13 protein-coding genes are annotated in these 19,307 nt (G+C 70.4%); 7 read left to right on the top strand and 6 right to left on the bottom strand.

The features are described 5' to 3' along the window. Positions 1-56 precede the first annotated feature (56 nt). The 3 genes from ACFY2X_RS00145 to ACFY2X_RS00135 all read right to left on the bottom strand — a co-directional run bounded on the left by ACFY2X_RS00145 (position 57) and on the right by ACFY2X_RS00135 (position 2,672). On the bottom strand, positions 57-1,607 hold the full coding sequence (locus ACFY2X_RS00145; RefSeq protein ID WP_389930042.1) for an FAD-dependent oxidoreductase: 1,551 nt from the start codon (positions 1,605-1,607) through the stop codon (positions 57-59). Next, complete coding sequence (locus tag ACFY2X_RS00140; RefSeq protein WP_389930039.1) at positions 1,604-1,831, bottom strand: hypothetical protein; 228 nt, start codon at positions 1,829-1,831, stop codon at positions 1,604-1,606. Before ACFY2X_RS00140 ends, ACFY2X_RS00145 begins: the two co-directional genes overlap by 4 nt. A 94-nt stretch (positions 1,832-1,925) precedes the next feature. Continuing rightward, positions 1,926-2,672 (bottom strand): IclR family transcriptional regulator, encoded by a 747-nt coding sequence (locus ACFY2X_RS00135; protein ID WP_389930037.1) that lies wholly within the window; start codon positions 2,670-2,672, stop codon positions 1,926-1,928. A 147-nt stretch (positions 2,673-2,819) separates the two neighbouring features. Between ACFY2X_RS00135 and ACFY2X_RS00130 the strand changes: the two genes are divergently transcribed. After that, positions 2,820-4,028, top strand: coding sequence for an AAA family ATPase (locus ACFY2X_RS00130; RefSeq protein WP_389930034.1), 1,209 nt, complete (start codon positions 2,820-2,822; stop codon positions 4,026-4,028). A gap of 110 nt (positions 4,029-4,138) precedes the next feature. Next, a complete protein-coding gene (locus tag ACFY2X_RS00125) occupies positions 4,139-5,917 on the top strand; it encodes a S8 family serine peptidase (protein ID WP_389930031.1) in 1,779 nt (592 codons plus the stop codon). A gap of 175 nt (positions 5,918-6,092) precedes the next feature. On the opposite strand, the gene ACFY2X_RS00120 is transcribed toward ACFY2X_RS00125, so the two are convergent. Then, positions 6,093-7,496 carry a flavin monoamine oxidase family protein gene (locus ACFY2X_RS00120; RefSeq protein ID WP_389930028.1) on the bottom strand — a complete coding sequence of 468 codons (1,404 nt, stop codon included), beginning with the start codon at positions 7,494-7,496 and terminating at the stop codon, positions 6,093-6,095. 75 nt (positions 7,497-7,571) lie between these two features. Further along, entirely contained in the window at positions 7,572-8,834 is a 1,263-nt protein-coding gene (locus tag ACFY2X_RS00115; protein WP_389930026.1) for a saccharopine dehydrogenase family protein, read from the bottom strand. Between the two features lie 104 nt (positions 8,835-8,938). Here ACFY2X_RS00115 and ACFY2X_RS00110 point away from each other — a divergent pair, with 104 nt between their 5' ends. The 5 genes from ACFY2X_RS00110 to ACFY2X_RS00090 all read left to right on the top strand — a co-directional run bounded on the left by ACFY2X_RS00110 (position 8,939) and on the right by ACFY2X_RS00090 (position 16,050). Continuing rightward, on the top strand, positions 8,939-10,552 hold the full coding sequence (locus ACFY2X_RS00110) for a flavin-containing monooxygenase (protein WP_389930024.1): 1,614 nt from the start codon (positions 8,939-8,941) through the stop codon (positions 10,550-10,552). Positions 10,553-10,666: 114 nt separating this feature from the next. Beyond that, positions 10,667-11,134: a hypothetical protein gene (locus tag ACFY2X_RS00105; protein ID WP_389930021.1), complete on the top strand. Its 468-nt coding sequence runs from the start codon at positions 10,667-10,669 to the stop codon at positions 11,132-11,134. 223 nt (positions 11,135-11,357) lie between these two features. After that, complete coding sequence (gene lxmK, locus ACFY2X_RS00100) at positions 11,358-12,509, top strand: class V lanthionine synthetase subunit LxmK (RefSeq protein ID WP_389930019.1); 1,152 nt, start codon at positions 11,358-11,360, stop codon at positions 12,507-12,509. Further along, a complete protein-coding gene (locus tag ACFY2X_RS00095; protein ID WP_389930016.1) occupies positions 12,506-13,468 on the top strand; it encodes a T3SS effector HopA1 family protein in 963 nt (320 codons plus the stop codon). Before lxmK ends, ACFY2X_RS00095 begins: the two co-directional genes overlap by 4 nt. Beyond that, positions 13,465-16,050: a M16 family metallopeptidase gene (locus tag ACFY2X_RS00090; protein ID WP_389930013.1), complete on the top strand. Its 2,586-nt coding sequence runs from the start codon at positions 13,465-13,467 to the stop codon at positions 16,048-16,050. The genes ACFY2X_RS00095 and ACFY2X_RS00090 overlap by 4 nt, the downstream gene beginning before the upstream one ends. Positions 16,051-16,276: 226 nt before the next feature. On the opposite strand, the gene ACFY2X_RS00085 is transcribed toward ACFY2X_RS00090, so the two are convergent. Then, entirely contained in the window at positions 16,277-19,270 is a 2,994-nt protein-coding gene (locus tag ACFY2X_RS00085; protein ID WP_389931250.1) for a BTAD domain-containing putative transcriptional regulator, read from the bottom strand. Between the last annotated feature and the right edge of the window lie 37 nt (positions 19,271-19,307).

Genomic DNA, 19,307 nt, shown 5'->3' with positions numbered 1-19,307 from the left:
CTAGCTTTGTCAATTCGCCTTTGGCCGTCCTCCGGCCGCGCGAGCCGTACCGGCCGTCAGCCGAGCATGTCCTGGACGCGGGCGCGGACCTCGGGAACGTCGAGCCCGCGGACGGTCAGCGTGGTACGGCGGCGCACGATGTCGTCCACGGTCGCCGCCCACTCGACGTCACGGGCGTAGACGGCCTGCGCCCAGATGTCCGGCCCGTCCGGGTGGATCCGCTCCCCGAGCGCGGGGTCCTCGTTGATCAGCTTGGCCAGGTCGAAGGCGATCGAGCCGTAGTGCGTGGCGAGATGCCTGGCCACCAGCGGGTCCATGCGCGCACCCGGTTCGCGGTCCGCCCACAGCCGGTAGGCGACCGCGTCCGGGCTGGCCACCCCGGGAAGGGGGACGCTGCGCGGGGCGTCGGCCAGGTCGTCGCCCAGGGGCTGTCCCGGCAGGTGGGTGAGGGCGTCGAGCACGACCCTGCCGATGTGCCGGTAGGTGGTCCACTTGCCGCCCGCCACCGAGAGCATGCCGCCCTTGCCTTGCGTGACGACGGTCTCCCGCTTGGCCTCGGCGACGTTGCCCGGGCCGCCCGGCAGCACCCGCAGCCCGGCGAAGGAGTAGGTGATGTCCTCGCGGCGGAGCTGCGAGTCGCGCACCGCGAGACCGGCCTCGCCGAGGATCTGCTCGATGTCGGCTTCGGTCGCGCGCACGTCGGCGGGGTCGCCTTCGTACGCCTCGTCGGTCGTGCCGAGCAGCAGATGGTCCTCCCAGGGGATCGCGAACGACACGCGATACTTGTCGACCGGGATGGTCAGGGCCGCCTTCCAGGGCTCCTCCCGCCTGACCACCACGTGGGCGCCCTTCGACAGGCGAATGCTCGGTTCGGCGCCGGGGTCCTCCATGCGGCGCAGATGGTCCACCCACGGGCCGGTCGCGTTGAGGACGAGCCGGGCGTTGACGCCGAACTCGGTGCCGTCCAGCCGGTCTCGCAGGTCCGCGCCGCAGATCCGGCCCTCCGAGCGGCGCAGGCCGACGACCTCCGCGTGGTTCAGCACGACGGCCCCGGCGGTCACGGCCGCGCGGACGGTCATCACGGCGACCCGGCTGTCGTTCATCTGGTGGTCCCCGTAGACGGCGGCGGCGCGCAGCCCCTCGGACCGGAGGCCGGGAACGCGGGCCAGGGCCTGCCGGGGGGTGATGACCCGGCCGACGCCGTCGCCGAAGGCGGACAGCGCCGAGTACAGGAAGACCCCCGCGCCGAGCTTGGCCGCGCCGTGCGGGCCGCCCTGGTAGATCGGCACGAGGAAGCTCAACGGCTTGACCAGGTGGGGCGCGATGTCCCCGGCCAGCGCGCGACGCTCGCGGTGGTTCTCGGCGACCAGCTTGACGTTGCCGGTCTGCAGATAGCGCAGGCCGCCGTGGACCAGCTTGGACGAGGCGCTGGAAGTGGCCCCGGCGAAGTCGCCGCCGTCGACCATCGCCACGCGGAGCCCGGCCTGGGCGGCCATCCACGTGACCGAGGTGCCCAGGATGCCACCGCCGATGACCAGCAGGTCATAGGTGGCGCGAGTCAGCTCCTCGCGGGTCTGCGCGCGGTTTCCGAGCGTGGCGATGGTCATCGAAACTCCTTGAGCGTGGAGACCCCGGGCTCAGCCCAGGGGAGAAGGCGCGGCACGTGCCGCGCGGTCCAGATCTCTGGGGCGTCGTGCTCCGCCCGGCCGGGCCGGGGGAGGACCCGCCGCCGCTCGCACCGGACGGTGGAGGTGATCCGGTCGTCATGGCCGAACGCGGTGCGCCGGCTGGAGGAGGCGCCCTGGTCGACGATGGCGGCGTATTGCGACACGGGCTCCTCACAGGTTCTCAGAAGCGTTCGGCATTGCCGAACGGTAAATGAATGCTATGGGATTATTTGGGTGTGTCAACCGTTTTGTGGTGAATTACCGGGACAAGTCGCGGGTGATCGCCCTGGCCGCGTCACGAACGTAGGAGACCAGTTCCATTCGCGGACCGGCGTCGCCGGCCAGGCGTTCGACGGCCCCGTGGACACCGATCGCGCCGACGACGATGCCCTGGCGGTCGCGGATGGGGGCCGCGATCGAGACCTCGCCCTCGGTGAGCTCTTCAAGGTCGGCCGCCCATCCGCGCCGCCGCACCGACTCCAGTTCCTCTTCCAGGTCGCCCGCGGTGGTGACGGTGTGTTCCGTGAACCGTTCGAGCGTGTCAGGGGCGGAGCCGTACGGGTCGAAGGCGAGCAGGACCTTGCCGAGCGCGGTCGCGTGGACCGGCAGCATGGCGCCCACCTGGAGGGCCTGCATGCTGTCGTCGGGCCGGAAGACGTGGTGGACGATGAGGACCTGGCCCTCGTGCAGGGTGCCGATCCACACGCTCTCCCTGCTCCGGCCGGCCAGGGCGTCGGCCCAGTTCAGAGAGCGGGTGCGCAGTTCGTTGACGTCGAGGTAGCTGCTGCCCAGGTGGAGGAGCGTGGCGCCGAGCCGGTATTTGCCGGTGTTGTCGTCCTGCTCGACGAATCCGACGTGAACGAGTGTGCGCAGGATGCCGTGGAGCGTGCCCTTGGGCAGCCCCATCGCCCTGGCGAGCTCGGCCACTCCCAGCTGACGGGGCCCGGCCGCGAGCAGCCGCAGGATCGCCGCGGCACGTTCCACCGACTGAATCGTTTCCGCCACGGCGATACCGTATCGCAGTTCGGCAATGCCGAACATAGCGATCGCCCTGCCCCCTTTTCCCTGTCTATGGACAGGGGCGTACAAATAATGAAAAATCCACTGACAATCTGAAGTCAACGTGGACGCAGGGCGGTGAGCATGCCTTTCGTGGGGCGAGACCGCGAACTCTGCCAGCTCTCAGCCGTTCTCAGCCATCCGCCGGTCGTCGTCCTGATCGAGGGTGAGGCGGGAATCGGCAAGACGAGGCTCCTGCGGGAGCTCCGGCACCCCATGCTGACCGGCTGCTGCCATCCGATGTGCGAGCCCTTCCCCTACGGTCCCATCGTGGAGGCGCTCCGGGTCGCCGACCCGCCACGCGGCCTCAACCCGGTCACCGGCGCGTTACGCCCGCTCCTGCCCGAGTATGCCCACCGGCTGCCGCTCGCCCCGCCTCCCCTCCAGGATCCGCAGGTCGAGCGGCATCGTCTTTTCCGGGCAGTGCTCTCCCTGCTCGACTCCCTGAGCCCGGTCACGCTGGTCGTGGAGGACGTGCACTGGGTGGACTCGGACACCAGGGAACTGCTCTCGTTCCTGGCCCGCTGCCTGCCCGACGCGGTCAACCTCGTGCTCACCTATCGCGCGGAGGACTTGCCCGTCTCCTACCCCGTCGCCGCCATGCTCGCGAACCTGCCCCCGGGGGTCGGCCACGCCGAGATGTCTCTGGCGCCGCTCAGCCCCGAGGAAACCGCGCTGCTCGCCAAGCACCTCCTGCCGGACCCGCCCGACCTGTGGGAACTCACGACGGGCGTGCCGTTCATGGTCGAGGAGCTGGCCCGCATGCTGGCCGAGCGTCCGGGGCGGGAGCTCCGCACGCCTCCCGCGGTGCGCGACGCCGTACTCCTCCGGCTCGGCACCCTGTCCGCCGCGGCACGGCGGCTCGTGCAGGCGGCGGCCGTACTCGACGCCCACGTCCCCGAACGGGCGCTGATCGCCGTCGCGGGCGTGCCACCCGAGCAGGGCGAGCGCGCGCTGGCCGAGGCGTTGCGACGCGCGCTGCTGCGCGAGCGGACCCCCGGGACGTACGGCCTGCGCCACCCGCTGACCCGGCAGGCCATCTACGAATCGATCACCCCCGCCATCCGGCGGCGCCTGCATCGCAGGGTCGACACCCCGGCCGCCTCGCCGGAGGGAGCCGTTTCGCCCCGGGAGGACCAGGTGATCCGCCTCGCCGCGGACGGTCTCACGAACAGGGAGATCGCCGAGAGCCTGTTCCTCTCACCGCGAACCGTCGAGGTGCACGTGGCCAACGCGCTGCGCAAGCTGGGCCTGAGCTCCCGCCGGCAGTTCCGCGAGCACCTGGCGAAAGGCACTACGTAGTCGCAATACGTGTGTTTTACGTATGGTCCACGGCGTGATCCTGCCTCATGTTTCAGGTGGCGGCCGCCAGGTGTCTCCCACCCGTCACCCGTGGAAGGGTCCACGCCCCTATGCGACGACGAAACCCCCTGCTCGCATTGCTCGTTCCCGCGCTCGCGCTTCTCGCCGTGCCGGCCCCGGCCTCCGCCTCCGCTCCGGCCGGGGAGTCCCACAACTACATCGTCCAGCTCAAACCGACTCTCAGGGTCGCCCCCGAGACGGTTGCCCAGGACCAGGTCGACCAGTTCGACGGCCGGCTCATCGGTGTCTACAAGCACGCGTTCAAGGGCTACACCGCCAACCTGACGGACGCGGCGGCCGAGGCGCTGCGCCGTGACCCGAACGTGCTGACCGTCGAGGCCGACGCCGAAGTCGTGGCGTTCGACCAGACCGTGCCGACCGGAGTCAGGCGCATCTTCGCCCCCGACAACCCGAACCTCGACATCGACGGCACCGACGACGCCCGGGTCGACGTCGACGTCGCGGTGATCGACACCGGTGTCGACTTCGACCACCCCGACCTGAACGTGGCCGCCCGCGCCGACTGCTCAAGCGGATCCTGCGCGAACAACGCGGGTGACGACGACAACGGTCACGGTTCGCACGTGGCGGGCATCATCGGCGCGCTCGACAACAACGTGGGCGCGGTCGGCGTCGCACCCGGCGCCCGCATCCACGGCGTGAAGGTGCTCAACTCCTCCGGTTCGGGCACGCTCTCGGCCATCGCGGCGGGCATCGACTGGGTGACGGCCCGCGCGTCCACCATCGAGGTGATAAACATGAGCCTCGGTTGTGACGGCTGCACCAGCAGCGCCATCAGCACCGCGATCACGAACGCGGTCAACGCCGGCGTCGTCGTGGTCGTGGCGGCGGGCAACAGCGCGAAGAACGCCTCGACGTTCTTCCCCGCCAACCACCCCGACGTCGTCACCGTCTCGTCGGTCACCGACATCGACGGCAGGGCGGGCGGCAGCGGAGGCAGCACGCTTCCGTGCCGCAGCGAGACCGACAACGACGACTCGCTCGCCTTCTACTCCAACTTCGGCCAGACCGTCGAGATCGCGGCGCCCGGCACCTGCATCTACTCGACCTGGATGAACGGCGGCTACAACACCATCAGCGGCACCTCGATGGCCAGCCCGCACGTGGCGGGAGCCGCGGGCGTGCTCGCCTCCGGCGCCAACAAGCCCACCACCCGTGCGGCCGCGCTGGCCGTACGGCAGAAGCTGATCTCGACCGGCAACTCGAACTGGACCGACGACTCCAACGACGGCGTCAAGGAGCCGCTGCTCGACGTGCACGACGCCACGCAGTACCCGCCGGGCACGGGTGGCAACCAGCCGCCGACGGCGTCGTTCACCGAGTCGTGCACCCAGCTGGCCTGCAACTTCAACGGCTCGGCCTCGTCCGACCCCGACGGCACGATCGCCTCGTACGCCTGGGACTTCGGTGACGGCTCGACCGGAACCGGTGCCACGGCCTCGCACACGTACGGCGCGGCCGGCGTCTACACCGTCAGGCTGACCGTGACCGACGACAAGGGCGCGACCGGGTCCACCTCCAAGCAGGTGACGGTCGGCACGTCCACCAACCAGCCGCCGAGGGCCAACTTCACCCAGACCTGCACCCGGGTGTTGTTCTGGCGCTACTGCAACTTCAACGGCTCGGCCTCGTCCGACCCCGACGGCACGATCGCCTCGTACGCCTGGGAGTTCGGTGACGGCACGACCGGCACCGGCGCGACGATCGTCCACTTCTACAACACCGCCGGAGCCAAGACCGTCAAGCTCACCGTGACCGACGACAAGGGCGCCACGGGCTCGGTCACCAAGACCGTCACCGTCCCCTGACGGTTCGCGTGAGGACCTGACGGTTCGCGTGAGGACCTGACGGATCACATGACGGCCTGATGGTTCGCGCGGCCCGCGCCATTCCGGTGCGGGCCGCGTCTCGCTTACCGGCCGCGTCTCGCTCACCCAGGGCGGCACACCGTCTTCCGGCCGCTCCACGGACCGGGCGGCCCTCCTACGGGGCGGTCACGGCGGGGTGTCCCAGGGCGGTCAGGACCTCCGCGCCGGCCCGCTGCGCGGAGCGGACCGCGCCGTCCATGTGGCCCTCCCAGACGTAGGAGGTTTCGGCGCCTGCCCAGTGCAACGGGCCGACGGGGTGGGTCAGCCACTGGTGGCGGGTGCCGAGCACCCCGGGGGGAGGGCAGGGGACACATCCGCTCTGCCAGGGTTCTGCCGTCCAGTCCTGTTCGGTGTAGTCCTCCGGGCACCGGGCCTGCGGCCCGAAAAGCGCGGCGAGGTCGTCCAGGACACGTTGCCGCCGCAGGGAGACGCTGTCCCGGCACGGGTCGCCGGCGTCAGGAAGCTCAAGGAAGGCCATCAAGACACCTGGCCCGTCGGCGCCGGGGGAGGCGGGCGGGCTGACGTCGAAGGTGAGGTGCGCGATTCCGCTGTCGATGCTGGCGGCACCGGTGAGGCCGAGGTCCCGCCACCACGGAAGGTCGTAGACGAGATGCGCCTTGACGGCGGAGCCCATCAGCCAGCGGCGTTGCAACTCGGCCCGCGCGGCGGGCAGCGGGGGGTCGTGGGCGATGGTGTGGGCGGTGGCCGGGTCGACGGCGATGACAACACGTCTGGCGCGGAAGGATCCGCGGCCGTGGACGGTCACCACCGCCGCGTCGCCGGTGCGCCGGATCCGGTCGACGGGATGGCCGAGCAGGACCCGGTCACGGAGTTTCCGCTCCAGATGGGCGGGCAGCGTGGCCGCGCCGCCGGCGATCCGGAACCTGAGCGCCTCACGGACATCGAGCAGTGGGGTCAGGCCGCCCGCGCCGCCGATATGGGCGACGAAGGCCAGGAGCGACAGCTCTTCGGGCCGGCAGCCGAAGCTGACGGCGGTCGCCCCATCCAGGATCAGCCGTCCCACGGCGGTGTGGACGCAGCGATCCATCCACCCCCCGAAGGTCTGGGCGTCCAGCCGGTGGGCGTAGCGGTCGTGCCAGGGCGGAGGGCCGAGACGGCGGGCCATCCGGTCCAGGGCCCACTGGGCCTGCCCCAGGTCGAGCAGTTCCGCGGCCCCCAGCGGCGGGGTCTCGCCGTGGTACCGGTGGGTGCGGTTGCCGACCCGCATCAGGTTCAGCCCGTCGGTGTACTGCGGCACCAGATCGATGCCCAGCTCGTTCAGGAGGGCCATGACCGCGTCCTGGCTGGGGCCCACCCAGGAGCCGCCGGCGTCGACGGGCACGCCCAGGCTCGTGGTCGTGGTGAGCAGCCGCCCGCCGACCCGGTCCTTGGCTTCGAGGACGACGACGTCGACGCCGGCCTGGTGCAGCCGCCAGGCGGTGGCCAGCCCGGCCAGCCCGGCGCCCACCACGACGACGTCGACCTCACGTGAGACATGGTCATCCGGTGTTGCGGTCACTGTTCGGCTCCGGTGCTGGGACGGGGGAATCGGATGGGGCCGGCCCGAGGGCCCGGCGGCGGGCCGGAGGCCGGCTCATGAGCGGGCCAGGGCGTGGACGGGGGCGCGCTCGATGACGACGCCGTCCTGGGGGGCGCCGTTGCGGAGCAGCATGGCCTGGTTGGGTTCGTGGCGGGCGAGGTCGAGGAAGAACCGGTCGGGGTCGATGGCGATCTCGGGAGGGTGAACCCCGGGCAGGCCGGTGCCGTCGAGCATCTGGGCGAGCCCGAGGGCCAGCGGGATGCCGGTGCCCTTGGCCATGTCGCTGATCAGCGCCGAGGTCGCGTCGCCGCGATGGTCGCCGGACACGGCCGCCAGGTGGGCCAGCACGGTGAGAGGCCGGCCGTGGCGTGTTCCGGTGGCGGCGGCGAAGAACGGCGGCAGCGTTTTGGGGCCGGAGAAGCGGACGCTGCGGGCGGCCGCGCGCAGAGCGCGCTTGAGGGAGGGCTTGGCCAGGTCGGCGGCCGCGGTCTCGTTGGTGAGGCGGCCCGCGTCGATGTCGGTGCGCAGGATGTCGAGGTAGGCGAGGGTTCCCGGGGTGATGACCATCAGGTTGGCGGCCTGGCCGGTGGGCTGGTAGCTGCGCTGGAGGGTGACCGGTTCGGGATGCCCGACGACGTAGGCGGTTCCGGAGCGTCCCTCGGGCAGGGTCAGGGACACCGGACGTAGCGGGGGACGGCGCACGAGCTTCCCGTCGTGGACCACGGCCACCTCTCCGCTGATCTGCTGCATCCAGTGCACCGCGGCGGCGGAGGGGCGTCCGTCGGGGCCGAGCAGCTGCTCGTCCTGGCCGTCGCCGGTGTCGGGGACGTCGACGGGCCAGGCAGTGTAGATGTCCTGGACGGTGTCGAGTTCCCGGACCGCGCGGGCGGCGAGCAGGTTGCTGACGCCGGGACTGGCTCCCATGCCGACCACCGCGCAGACTCCGGCCGACCGGGCCGCCTCGTCCAGGTCGAGCATCTGCAGGGTCGGCTCCCAGTCGTCGCAGATGTCCAGGTAGTGAGTGCGGGCGGTGATCGCGGCGCGCAGCACGGTCAGGCCGAACCGGTAGTAGGGGCCGACGGTGTTGAGGACGACGTCGGCCGGGGCGAGCGCGGCGTGCAGGGCGTCGGCGTCGGTCACGTCCACTTGGAGAGGGCGCATCCGCGCACCGGTACCGGCGAGTTTGCGCACCAGCTGCTGCGCCGCCGTCAGATCGCGGTCGGCCACCACGATCTCGCGCACGCCGGGCAGCGTGGCGGCCACGCGGACGGCTACCGCTCCCATGGCGCCGGGTCCGCCGAGAGCCAGAACTTTCATCTGCGATCCCTTCATCACTTTCAAATCGTTCGTATTTAATACGATCGAATCTAACATGAGAGATAAGGTCTCAAGAGATCCACCGGCACCGAATGAGGAGCACCATGACTCACGACCAGCATCCGACCCCGCCCGCGGAGTCGTCACAGCCCACCCCGGAAACCGTGACCCGCCGGGAGACCGGCCCGGAGAGGGGGCCCTGGGCGCGGCACGCGCACGTGGTGATCGTCGGCGCCGGGTTCGCCGGACTGGGCACGGCGATCCGGCTGTTCCAGGAGGGCCACCGTGACGTGCTGATCCTGGAGCGAGCCGGCGAGGTGGGCGGGACCTGGCGCGACAACACCTATCCCGGATGCGCCTGCGACGTTCCCTCGCACCTGTACTCGTTCTCCTTCGCGCCCAACCCGGACTGGAGCCGGCGCTTCGCCCCGCAGGCGGAGATCGGGGACTACCTGCGCCGCTGCGCCGACGAGTTCGGCGTACGGCCGCATCTGCGGCTGAACTGCGAGATGGAGCGCGCCGAATGGGACGCCGGGGCGCGGCTGTGGCGGCTGGAGACCAGCGACGGGCCGCTGACCGCCCGGGTGCTCGTGCTGGCCCAAGGTCCGCTGTCGGAGCCGGCGATCCCCGAACTGCCCGGCCTGGACCGCTTCACCGGAGAGATGTTCCACTCCGCGCGCTGGAACCACGCGCACGACCTGCGCGGCCGTCGCGTGGGGGTCGTCGGGACGGGGGCCAGCGCCATCCAGTTCGTTCCCCACCTGCAGCGCGTGGCCCGGCACGTCACGGTGTTCCAGCGGACACCGTCATGGATCGTGCCTCGCGGCGACCGGGAGATTCCGCCGTGGCAGCGCCGGCTGCTGCGTCGTGCGCCGCTGCTGCAGCGCCTGATCCGCGGCGCCGAGTATCTGGCCTGCGAGGCCACCCTGCCGGCGCTGCTGGGCAACCGGACCCTGCGCGCCCTGGCTCAGCGGCAGGCCCTGGACCACCTGCACCGCCAGGTCTCCGACCCGGCCCTGCGCGCCAAGCTCACCCCGCACTACGAGATGGGCTGCAAGCGGATCCTGATCTCCAACGACTACTACCCGGCCCTCACCCAGCCCAACGTCACCGTGACCACCGACCGGATCCTCAGGGTCGACGCCGGTGCGGTGATCACAACAGGCGGCCCCCGCGCGCAGACCCCCGCCCACCGGGTGGACACGCTCATCTTCGGCACCGGCTTCCGCGTGAACGACGCCACCCAGCCGCGGCAGGTCATCGGCGCCGCGGGCCGGTCCCTGCACCAGATCTGGGACGGCAGCCCCCAGGCCTACCTGGGCACCACCGTCGCCGGTTTCCCGAACCTGTTCATGATGGCCGGGCCCAACACCGGACTCGGTCACAACAGCATCATCTACATGATCGAATCGCAGATCGATTATCTGCTCAGCTGTCTCGACCTGATGCGCGACCGCGACCTGGACGCCGTCGAGGTGCGCGCCGCGGTCCAGAACGCCTACAACGCCGGCCTGCAGCGCAGGCTCGCCTTCACCGTCTGGAAGAGCGAGGGCTGCGCCAGCTGGTATCAGGACGGCAAGGGCCGCGTCACCACCCTGTGGCCCGAGCCGACCTGGCGGTTCCGCCGGCGGACCCGCACCTTCGACCCCCGGCACTACCTGCTGACCGCGGCCGACCACACGCCGATCCCCGCCACGCAGGACGAACCGGTCTCCTGAGAGGCCACTGCGAGATCCGTTGAATGCGACACTGTGATCCCCGGCGGTCCCCGCTTTCCCCGGCCGTCCGGTCCCGGCTCACGCCGGCCGATGATCCCGTACAAGGAGCCGCCCGTGTTCACCGCGTTGCGCAGCACCCCGGCCAATCGCCTCATCACCGCCGAGGCGCTGAGCACCCTGCTGTTCGCGGCGCTCACCCTGCCCGCCCTCACACCCGGTCACAGCGAGGTGCCCGAATGGGTGCAGCTGCTGGGACTGTGCCTGTTGCTGGTGATGATCGGCGCCGTCGTGCACACCTGGCGGCTGGTCATCGCCGGCGGGCTGCGGCTGACCGGTCACTCGCCCGCGGCAGCGCCCCGCGGAGCCGCCGTACGGCTGCGCGAACAGGCCAGGGCGGAGCGGAGGCTGAGGCTGCTGCTGGCCTCCTATCCCGTGGGGCTGGTGGTGCTGCTGCCGATCCCGGCCACCTGGGTGTGGTTCTGGTTCTTCTCCACTCTGGCGGCGGCCGCCTTCGGGATGATCTCCCTGGGCCTGCTCATCCGTGCCGGCAACGGCGTCCGTGCCATGACCTCCGCCCGCTGACGATCGTGGCCGCCGCCGGTCGGCGGCGCCCCTGCGACGGAGGGAGGAGGATTGGCCGCCCGGAGCCGCTCTACCGAATCAGCCGGGCATGCCCGGTCTCGGCGTCTGATGACCGCGTAAAACCCCGGTGTCTGATAACCGCGTAAAACATGGAGAAAATCCACAGTTCTTACCCTCGCCATCGAAATCGAAAAGCAATCAAAACGGCGTGAGGGGAGTAACCATGCCAACCCAGGCGACTCATAAAAGCCGGGCTGGACATGGCCGGACATCAAGAGGGCGTAACAACTTCGTTCCTCTCGACCTGAGCCATGTGCCGGCAGTGGAAGAACTGCTCCACCGCTTGAATCTAGGAGGGTTCGACCGTGACTCGCTGCAGGGGGCGCTGGGCCGCAACGACATCTGGGCCGGCCGTACCGAGAGCGGACGGGAGGTGTTCGTCAAGCGCCTGATCGGGGCGCCCGAGGACGCGGCCGCGAGGCTGCGCCGCACCCTCGCCCACGAACGCTTCGTCGCCGACGCACCCGCCGGGGTGCTGCGCGGACCCGCTCTGCTGGGCTACGACGAGGGCGCGGGGGTGGTGGTCTTCGACTACCTGAAGGGCGCCCGCAGCGGGGCCGAACTCATGGTGGACGAGATCTTCGACGAAGATCTCTCCCATGCCGTGGGGCGGGCCATCGGCCTGCTGCACGGGAAGCCGGTGAGCGATCCCGGCGCCGTCGACGACTCACCTTTTCCCTGGCCGTCGGTGGATCTGCTGCGCGGGTTGCCGTCGTCCACATTCGACAACGCCAGTTTCGCCGAACTCGAGGCATGGCGCCTGCTGCAGACCGATGACGCCCTGATCGAGGCGATCGAGGCGCTGCTCGATCGCGAACGGTCGGCGGAGAAGGTGCCGTCCCACTGCGACCTGCGCGTGGACCAGATCCTGCTCACCGAGAACGAGTTCGTGGTGACCGACTGGGAGGAGTTCCGGCTCGCCGACCCGGCCCGTGACGTGGGCGGTTTCACCGGCGAGTGGCTCTATCGCGCCGTGCTCGACATCGTGACCTCGCGCGGGGACGAGCACTTCCACGGTGCCACGCTCACCCACGAGGAAGTGATCACGCGGGGGATTGAGAAGATCGAGCGGCTGCGCCCCCGGATCACCGCTTTTTGGGCGGGTTACCGCCAGGCACGGCCGTGGATCGATCCCGGCCTCGCGGAGCGCGCCGCGGCATTCGCCGGCTGGCACATGATCGACCGCCTGATCGCCGGAGCCGGTCAGCGCTCTGCGCTCTCCGGGATCGAGCGCGCCGCGGCAGGTATCGGCCGATCCCTGCTGATAACCCCGCACGCCTTCGTCTCCACCATCGGCCTGGAGGACCCCGAATGACCATGCAACTACCGGCCGTGAGCCGTCTCGTGAACGTCGCCAGGCGTGTGCGCGTCCGATTGGACGACCTGTCGGCGACGGTCGAGGACCGCCTCGTCGAGGGGGCCGACGTCCGCGATCTGCAGGCCCAGCTCTCCGCGGCGCTGTACGAGGTGTACCACGCCGGCCAGCGGGAGAGCGTCCCGCCGCCACGCCGGCTGCGCGATCCGGAAATGGAACGGCGCCTGGCCGACGGGATGCCGCATCGGCGGACCACCGTGCGGGTCACGGCACTGCCGGAGTCCGCGCGTGACACCGAAAGAGGCCGCGAGGTCTTGGTGGTACGGGATGGGGTGCGTGTCTGGGTTCCCGAATCGATCGTGAACGTGGCGGACGAGGGCGCACTGCTGACGGTGCCCGCCTGCCGCCCCGCTGTCTCTCCCGGATTCTTCCTCGTGCACGGATCGGTGATCCGCCCGCCGGAGACGACGGCGGGCAGGGGCCCGCTGCTGCGGGTCTACGTGCATCTCGGTTCGGCCGACCAGGCCATCGGCGTGTGGTCGGACATGCTGGGTCATCTGGAGAGCCGGGCCGTGCCGTACCAGGCGAAGGTGCTGTCGGCCGCGCCGCTGTTCCCCCGGCGCGACGCTCTGGTGGTCTATCTGGCGGCCTCCGAAGCGGGACTGGCCCAGGAGATCGCGGACGTGGTGTCCGAGCGCCATGAGGTGCCATCCCCCACGTCGGCGTTCGCCGAGCAGCTGGTCCCGGGAGTCGGCGTCGCCTGGGAGCCCGCCGACCCGCGCCGCAGCAGGCAAGGCATGAGCTTCGGCCAGCACCGGGCCGCCGTGACCGCCCAAGCCCTGCTGGACAGTGCCCAGACGGGGGTGGCCCTGGAGGAGGCGCTCGGCGAACGGCTGCGGGAGGCGGGTGTCGACCCGGTCAACCCCGCCCGGAACATCGGCTCCCCCGATCTGCCGTGAGCGCGGCGCGACCGGGGAGGATCCTGCGCACGACCCTGGAGAACGGGCTTCGCGTCGTGCTGGCCCCCGACGACTGCGGACCGCGGATCGCGGCCAGCGTGCACTACGGGGTGGGGTACCGATCGGAGCCTCCCGGCAAGGCTGGCTTCGCCCACCTTTTTGAGCATTTGATGTTCCGCGGCAGCGAGAGCCTGCCCGACGGCCGTTTCTACGACCACATCCTTCGCTGCGGGGGAGAGGCGAACGGCACCACCCATCAGGACTACACCGACTACTATCAGGCGGTTCCCTCCGGCTACCTGGAACAGGCGCTGTTCAGCGAGGCGGACCGCATGCGCGCCCCCCGGTTCACCGCCGAGAACCTGGCCCAGCAGTTGGAGGGGGTCGAGAAGGAGGTCAGGGAGGCCACGCGGGAACGGCCTTACGGCGGTCTCCCCTGGCCGTTGCTGCCCGGCCTGCTCTACCGGAACTTCGCCAACGCTCATGACGGTTACGGCGATGTGGACGCGCTGAAAGAGATCACTCTGGACGACTGCGCGTGGTTCTTCGACACCTACTACACACCGGGCAACGCCGTACTGACGGTGGCCGGAGACTTCTCACCCGAGCACGCGTCCGAGCTGATCGAGCGCCACTTCGGCGACATCCCCGCCCGGCCCGCCGGGCCCGCGGTGGAACTCGAAGAATCGCCACCGACGGCGGACAGCCTGCTGAACTGTGCCGAACCGGGGGTGAACAGGACCGCGCTGGCCGTGGGCTACCGGCTTCCCGACCCCGGCCACGATCTCGGCGCCTACCTGGCACATGCCGTGCTGGCCATGGCGCTGACCGAATCCGGACTGCGCCCGGCCGGAGGCATCCCGGCGCTGCCGATGACAACGAGCTGCGGGTTCTTCGGCATGCTGGACGCACGCGATCCCGACACTCTGGTGCTGACTTCCATGCTGCCGCACGAGGTCTCGCCCTCCGACGCCCTGCGGGCGCTGGACGACGCTCTGGATAGGCTCGCCTCTCCTGACGACACCGCTCGCCAGGCCTCCTGGGCCCGGCGGCGCCTGACGATCGATCACGGGCGGGCGCACAGTGATCTGCAGAGCCGCTGCCGAGGACTGGGTCGCATGGAACTGCTGTTCGGCCGAGCCGAACTGCTCGACGAGGTTCCCGACCACCTGGCGGCCGTGACCACCGACGCGGTCGCGCACGCCGCCCGCACGCTGCGTGGCGGCCACCGGGCGGTGCTCGTCATGGTTCCGGGCCCGCAGCGCACCCGGCCGCGTACCGTACCTCCCGCGCAGGACGACCGATCCGGTGCCGCGGGCCAGCCGTACCGCGACGCCACCGTGCTCGCCCGTACTTCCCGCGGCCCGAGGGCAGTGCCGGGCATCCGCTGCGATGCCGCGCCACGCTACGCGGGGATCCGCGACCAGGTGGTCGGCGATGGGCTACGGGTGATCGCGGTGGCCGACGCCCGGACGCCGGCCGTCGAGTTCCGCCTCCACGCTCCGCGCGTCGCGAGCCTGCCACCCCACATCACCCATCTCGACGCCTTCGCGACGCTGGCCGCGGCCCACACCGGTGCCGTACGGCGAATGCGAGATCTCGGCGGAGACTGCGGGCTGGGCAGCGACGGACAGAACCTCACCGTGCGCGGCCATGTCCCGCCGGACGGTGTGGCGGGGTGGCTCGCGATCCTGACCGACCTGTTCACCGTGACGGGCGCCACGACGGGCCTGGACGGCGAGGCCGGCGAGGCCGCCCTGCTGAGGGCGCGACGCGTCATGGCGGGCTCTCCCGACCGTTTGTTCACCGAGGCGCTGCGGGCACGTTACCGGGGGGCGTGGCACGCGGACTCCTCCGAGGCGTTGGCAACCGCCCGCCTGGCACCCGACGGCGCTGTTCTGATCGCCGTGGGGGCGCTCGACCCGGAGGATCTCATCGCCCAGGTACGGGCGCACGTGGAATGGCCGGGCCCTGTCCGAAGCAGCCGGTCCCGGCCCGCGCCACCCATCGGCGAAGAGAGGTTCTCGCTGCCCGCCCCCGGGATCCCGGCGACTCAGATCAAGTTGTGCGCGCCGGAGCCCCCAGGCGATCCCGGTGATCCGGCGCGCTACCTGGCCTCCGCGGCCGTCGGGCTGTCCCTGAACAAGCGGGTGGCCCACCGCTTCGCCGGGTACGGCGGGCCGGAATGCGAACTGGTGGCCGTGCGCGACACGTTCTTCGGTCACCCGCAGGTCTGCCTCGTCGGCGGCGCACCGCCGGAACTGGTGGACGCCCTTCTCGACACCGTGCACGAGGAGTTCGGCCGGCTCCGGAGAGAGAAGTTCGCCGAAGACGAGCTGGGCCCCGTGCGGGAGTTCCGGGCGGGCCAGGTCCTGATGGTCTTCGACTCCCCAGCCGCGCTGGCCGACCAGCTCCTCTCCGGCGTCGCCGTCGGCAGGGATCCTACCTGGTTGGTACGGCTGCCGCGGCTCCTGCGAGACGTGGACGCCTCACGGGTGACCGAGGCCGCGCGGGAGCTGTTCGGCGGACCCTTCACCACCGTGCTTCTCGGCGGGGTTGAGGAGCTGGCCGCGTCCCGATAAACCCGGATGACCTTCCCAAAGTGGAATAAACGGTAACTGATTCACTGATGTGTAGAAGGCAGGAAATCTCATGCGTAAGGCTTTTCTCTTCCTCGTTACCGTCGTGACGCTTTCCGAAGCGGGCCTCGGAATCGGGTTCGGCGATCACCTCGCCGGATGGGACGACGGCATCGTGGAAACGGAGCCGCTGATGACGGTTCAGCAGACCACTTGGGCGGCGCCGAGTTCAGCCTCGGCCTCTGAGGGCGCCCAGTCGCTCTCTCGCGCGTAGTTCCCAATGAGCGGCGGGTACCTCGGCGAAAGCCGTGGCTGCCCGACGCAACAGATCCTCGGCCTCTGAGGGCTCGCCGTCCGCCACGCGCAGTTCGGCCAGGGTGAGGCAGACCCTGCCGTTCAGGAAGGCGTCGGTGAGCCCGCTCGCGAGCTCCACCGCCCGGTCCAGCGATCGCCGCGCCGTGGAGAGATCGCCCTGGAGCAGGGCGGCCTCGCCGAGCGCGCGCAGCAGGAACGCCTCTCCCGTGGTGTCGTCGAGGGCGCGTGCCAGGTCAATCGCGACGGCGAACGCCCCCACTGCCCCCTCGAAGTCCTGCTCCGCGAGCCGGAGTTCACCGATCCGGTACAGCACCTGGGCCCGGCTGCGCGAATCGCCGGTCTTCTCCGCCAAAGTGAGGGCCTCGGTCAGCGTCTCTCTCGCCGCGTGTGCATCCCGCCGTTCCAGGTAGATCAGCGCGAGCCCGATCAGCGTGTGCGTCTGCGCCACATGGTCGCCGACCCGCCGCAGCGTGCTCAGCGTCTGCCGGTATCGCTCCATGGCGACGTCGAACCGGCCGCCGAGGCGGTCCAGCACGGCGAGGCTCCGCAGTACGTGCGCGATGCCACGCTCGTCGCCTATCTCCTCGAAGAGGCTCCGCGCCCGCTCGAGCAGGTCCTCCGCGTGCTTCCCGTCACGAGTGATCTCTATCCCCGCCTGTCCGTACAGCATGGCGGCCTCGCCATGACGGTTTCCCGTGCGGCGGACCGCCTCCAGGGCTCGCTCGTGCGTGGCGCGCCAGTCGTCGACGTAACCTCGTGTCTCGAAAAGAGTGGCCACGGTGGCCGTCAGGTCCCAGCACAGCTCGTCCAGCCCGGCGTCGGCGGCCTGGAAGATCGCGGACACTATGCCGCGCCGTTCGGCCTCCAGCCATTCCAGCGGCCGGCGGAGCAGCGTGTTCGTCTGAGCCGGCTCGATCCGCCAGCGCGGCGCCATGCCGTGCATGACGAGGTAGTCTCCTCCTCGCACCCGGCGGTGCGCCTCCTCGACGAGTCCCATCCAGGCGCCCATCACCCGGCCCAGCGCGGCCTTGCGCTCGTCCTCCGTATCCTCCTCCATCGCGCGCTGGCGCGCGAACAGGCGCACCAGGTCATGCATGCGGTACCGGTTCTGCCCGATGCCGTCCCGGCCCGTCACGTCGAGCAGGTGGGCGGCGACGAGCTCCTCCAGCATGTCCTGTGCCTTGTCCATGTCGAGCTCCGTCAGCGGGCTGGCTACCCACCCCGGAAGGTCGGGCGCGTCGATCAGTCCCAGCTGGCGGAAGAGACGGGCCACACCGGTGCCCAGCCCCTGGTAGCTGAGGACGAACCCGGAAAGCAGCCCCGTCTCGTCGTGGCTCAGCTCCCGCAGGCGGCGGCGCTCGTCACGCAGTCTTTCCACCAGCTCCGCGACGGTCCAGTGCGGGCGCGCGGTCAGCTTCGCCGCCACAATCCGCAGGGCGAGCGGCAGCCCGTCACAGAGTTTCGCCAGATCTCTGATCCCGCGCGCGTCGCCGCCGCGGGAGTCTCCTCCCAGCGCCAGGCCGAGTACCCGCTCGGCCTGCTCCTCCTTCAGGGCCCGCAGCCGGAGAAGGGCGGCTCCCTCGACCACGGTCAGCCCGCTCATCGCGGCCCTGCTGGTCACCACGACCACACAGCCTGCCGCCCCTGGGAGCAGCGGGCGCACCTGCTCCGAGTCGCAGGCGTTGTCCAGGATGATCAGCATCCGCTTGTCCGCGAGCAGTGTGCGGAACAACGCCGCCCGGCCATCGAGACTGTCTGGCATGTCGTTTCCGGGAACGCCCAGCCCGCGCAGGAGGTCGTCCAGCACCTTACTGGGAGCCATCGGATCACCCGCGTTGCTCCGCAGGTCGCAGTAGAGCTGGCCATCGGGGAATCGATCGGTCACCTGATACGCCCAGTGCACGGCCAGAGTGGTCTTGCCGACACCTCCCATGCCGACGATCACCAGGCAGGGCGTGGCTCCACTCGCCTGGCGGATAGCCAGTTCCTTGTCCAGGTGGCCCAGCTCCGCGTCTCGCCCGGAGAAGAAAACCGGGCGGGCGGGGAGTTGCCGTGGCACCGAGGGGCGGGAAGGCTCGGCGGTCGGCTCGCGACCGGCGTCATGCCCCTCCTCGGCGGAGGCCAGGGCGCTCTCCAGCGGTCCGGAAACCGGATCGGACGCCGGCCTCGGCGGAAGGGGGGTGCGCGGCGCGGCCATCCGTTCTCCGCTGAGGATCGCCGCGTAGGCTGCGCGCAGGTCGGCCCCCGGATCCACTCCCAAATCGTCCTGCAACCGCACCCGGATCCGCTGGTAGACGTCCATTGCCTCGGCCTGGTGGCCCGCACCGTAGAGCGCCTTCATCAGAAGCACGCAGGAGCGCTCGTCATGGGGGGAGACGGCGAGCAGGGCCGTCAGCTGGTTGATGGCGTCCCGGTAGTAGCCCAGCTCGATCTCGAGCTCCAGGCACTCCTCGATGATCGACCTTCTCTGGCGCTCGACCCCGGCGGCCCGGGCACGCAGCAGGTCACTGCCGATCCCCGCCAGCGTCTCCCCACGCCACAGTCCCATCGCCTCCCGCAGCAGCCGCCTGGCGTCCTCGGCGCGTCCGTCCGCGCGGGCGGTGTGAGCCAGCCGGATGCGCTCCTGCGCGATGACGTAGTCCACCTCGCAGTTCTCGGCGCGAAGTATGTAGCCGGACCGAACCGTGGCGATCAGGCTGTCTCCCGGTCCCGCCAGACGCTTACGCAGGCTGGAGACGCAGATCGCGACCTGGTTCTGGGCGGTTCTGGGGGGATCCTCCCCCCAAATGGCATCGATCATAAGGTCCGATGTCACAACGATGTCCAGGTTCAGCCCCAGAAGCGCTACTACGATCTGTTCGCGACCTTTCCTTAGCGGCGCCCTTTCAACGTCGATGAAGGATTCCACCTGACCGAGAACGTTGATCCGTACTCGTCGACCCACG

This window comes from Streptosporangium sp. NPDC000396 (assembly GCF_042898655.1).
In the GTDB taxonomy this organism is placed as follows: Bacteria; Actinomycetota; Actinomycetes; order Streptosporangiales; family Streptosporangiaceae; genus Streptosporangium.
This window is presented reverse-complemented; position numbering and strand designations above follow the sequence as displayed.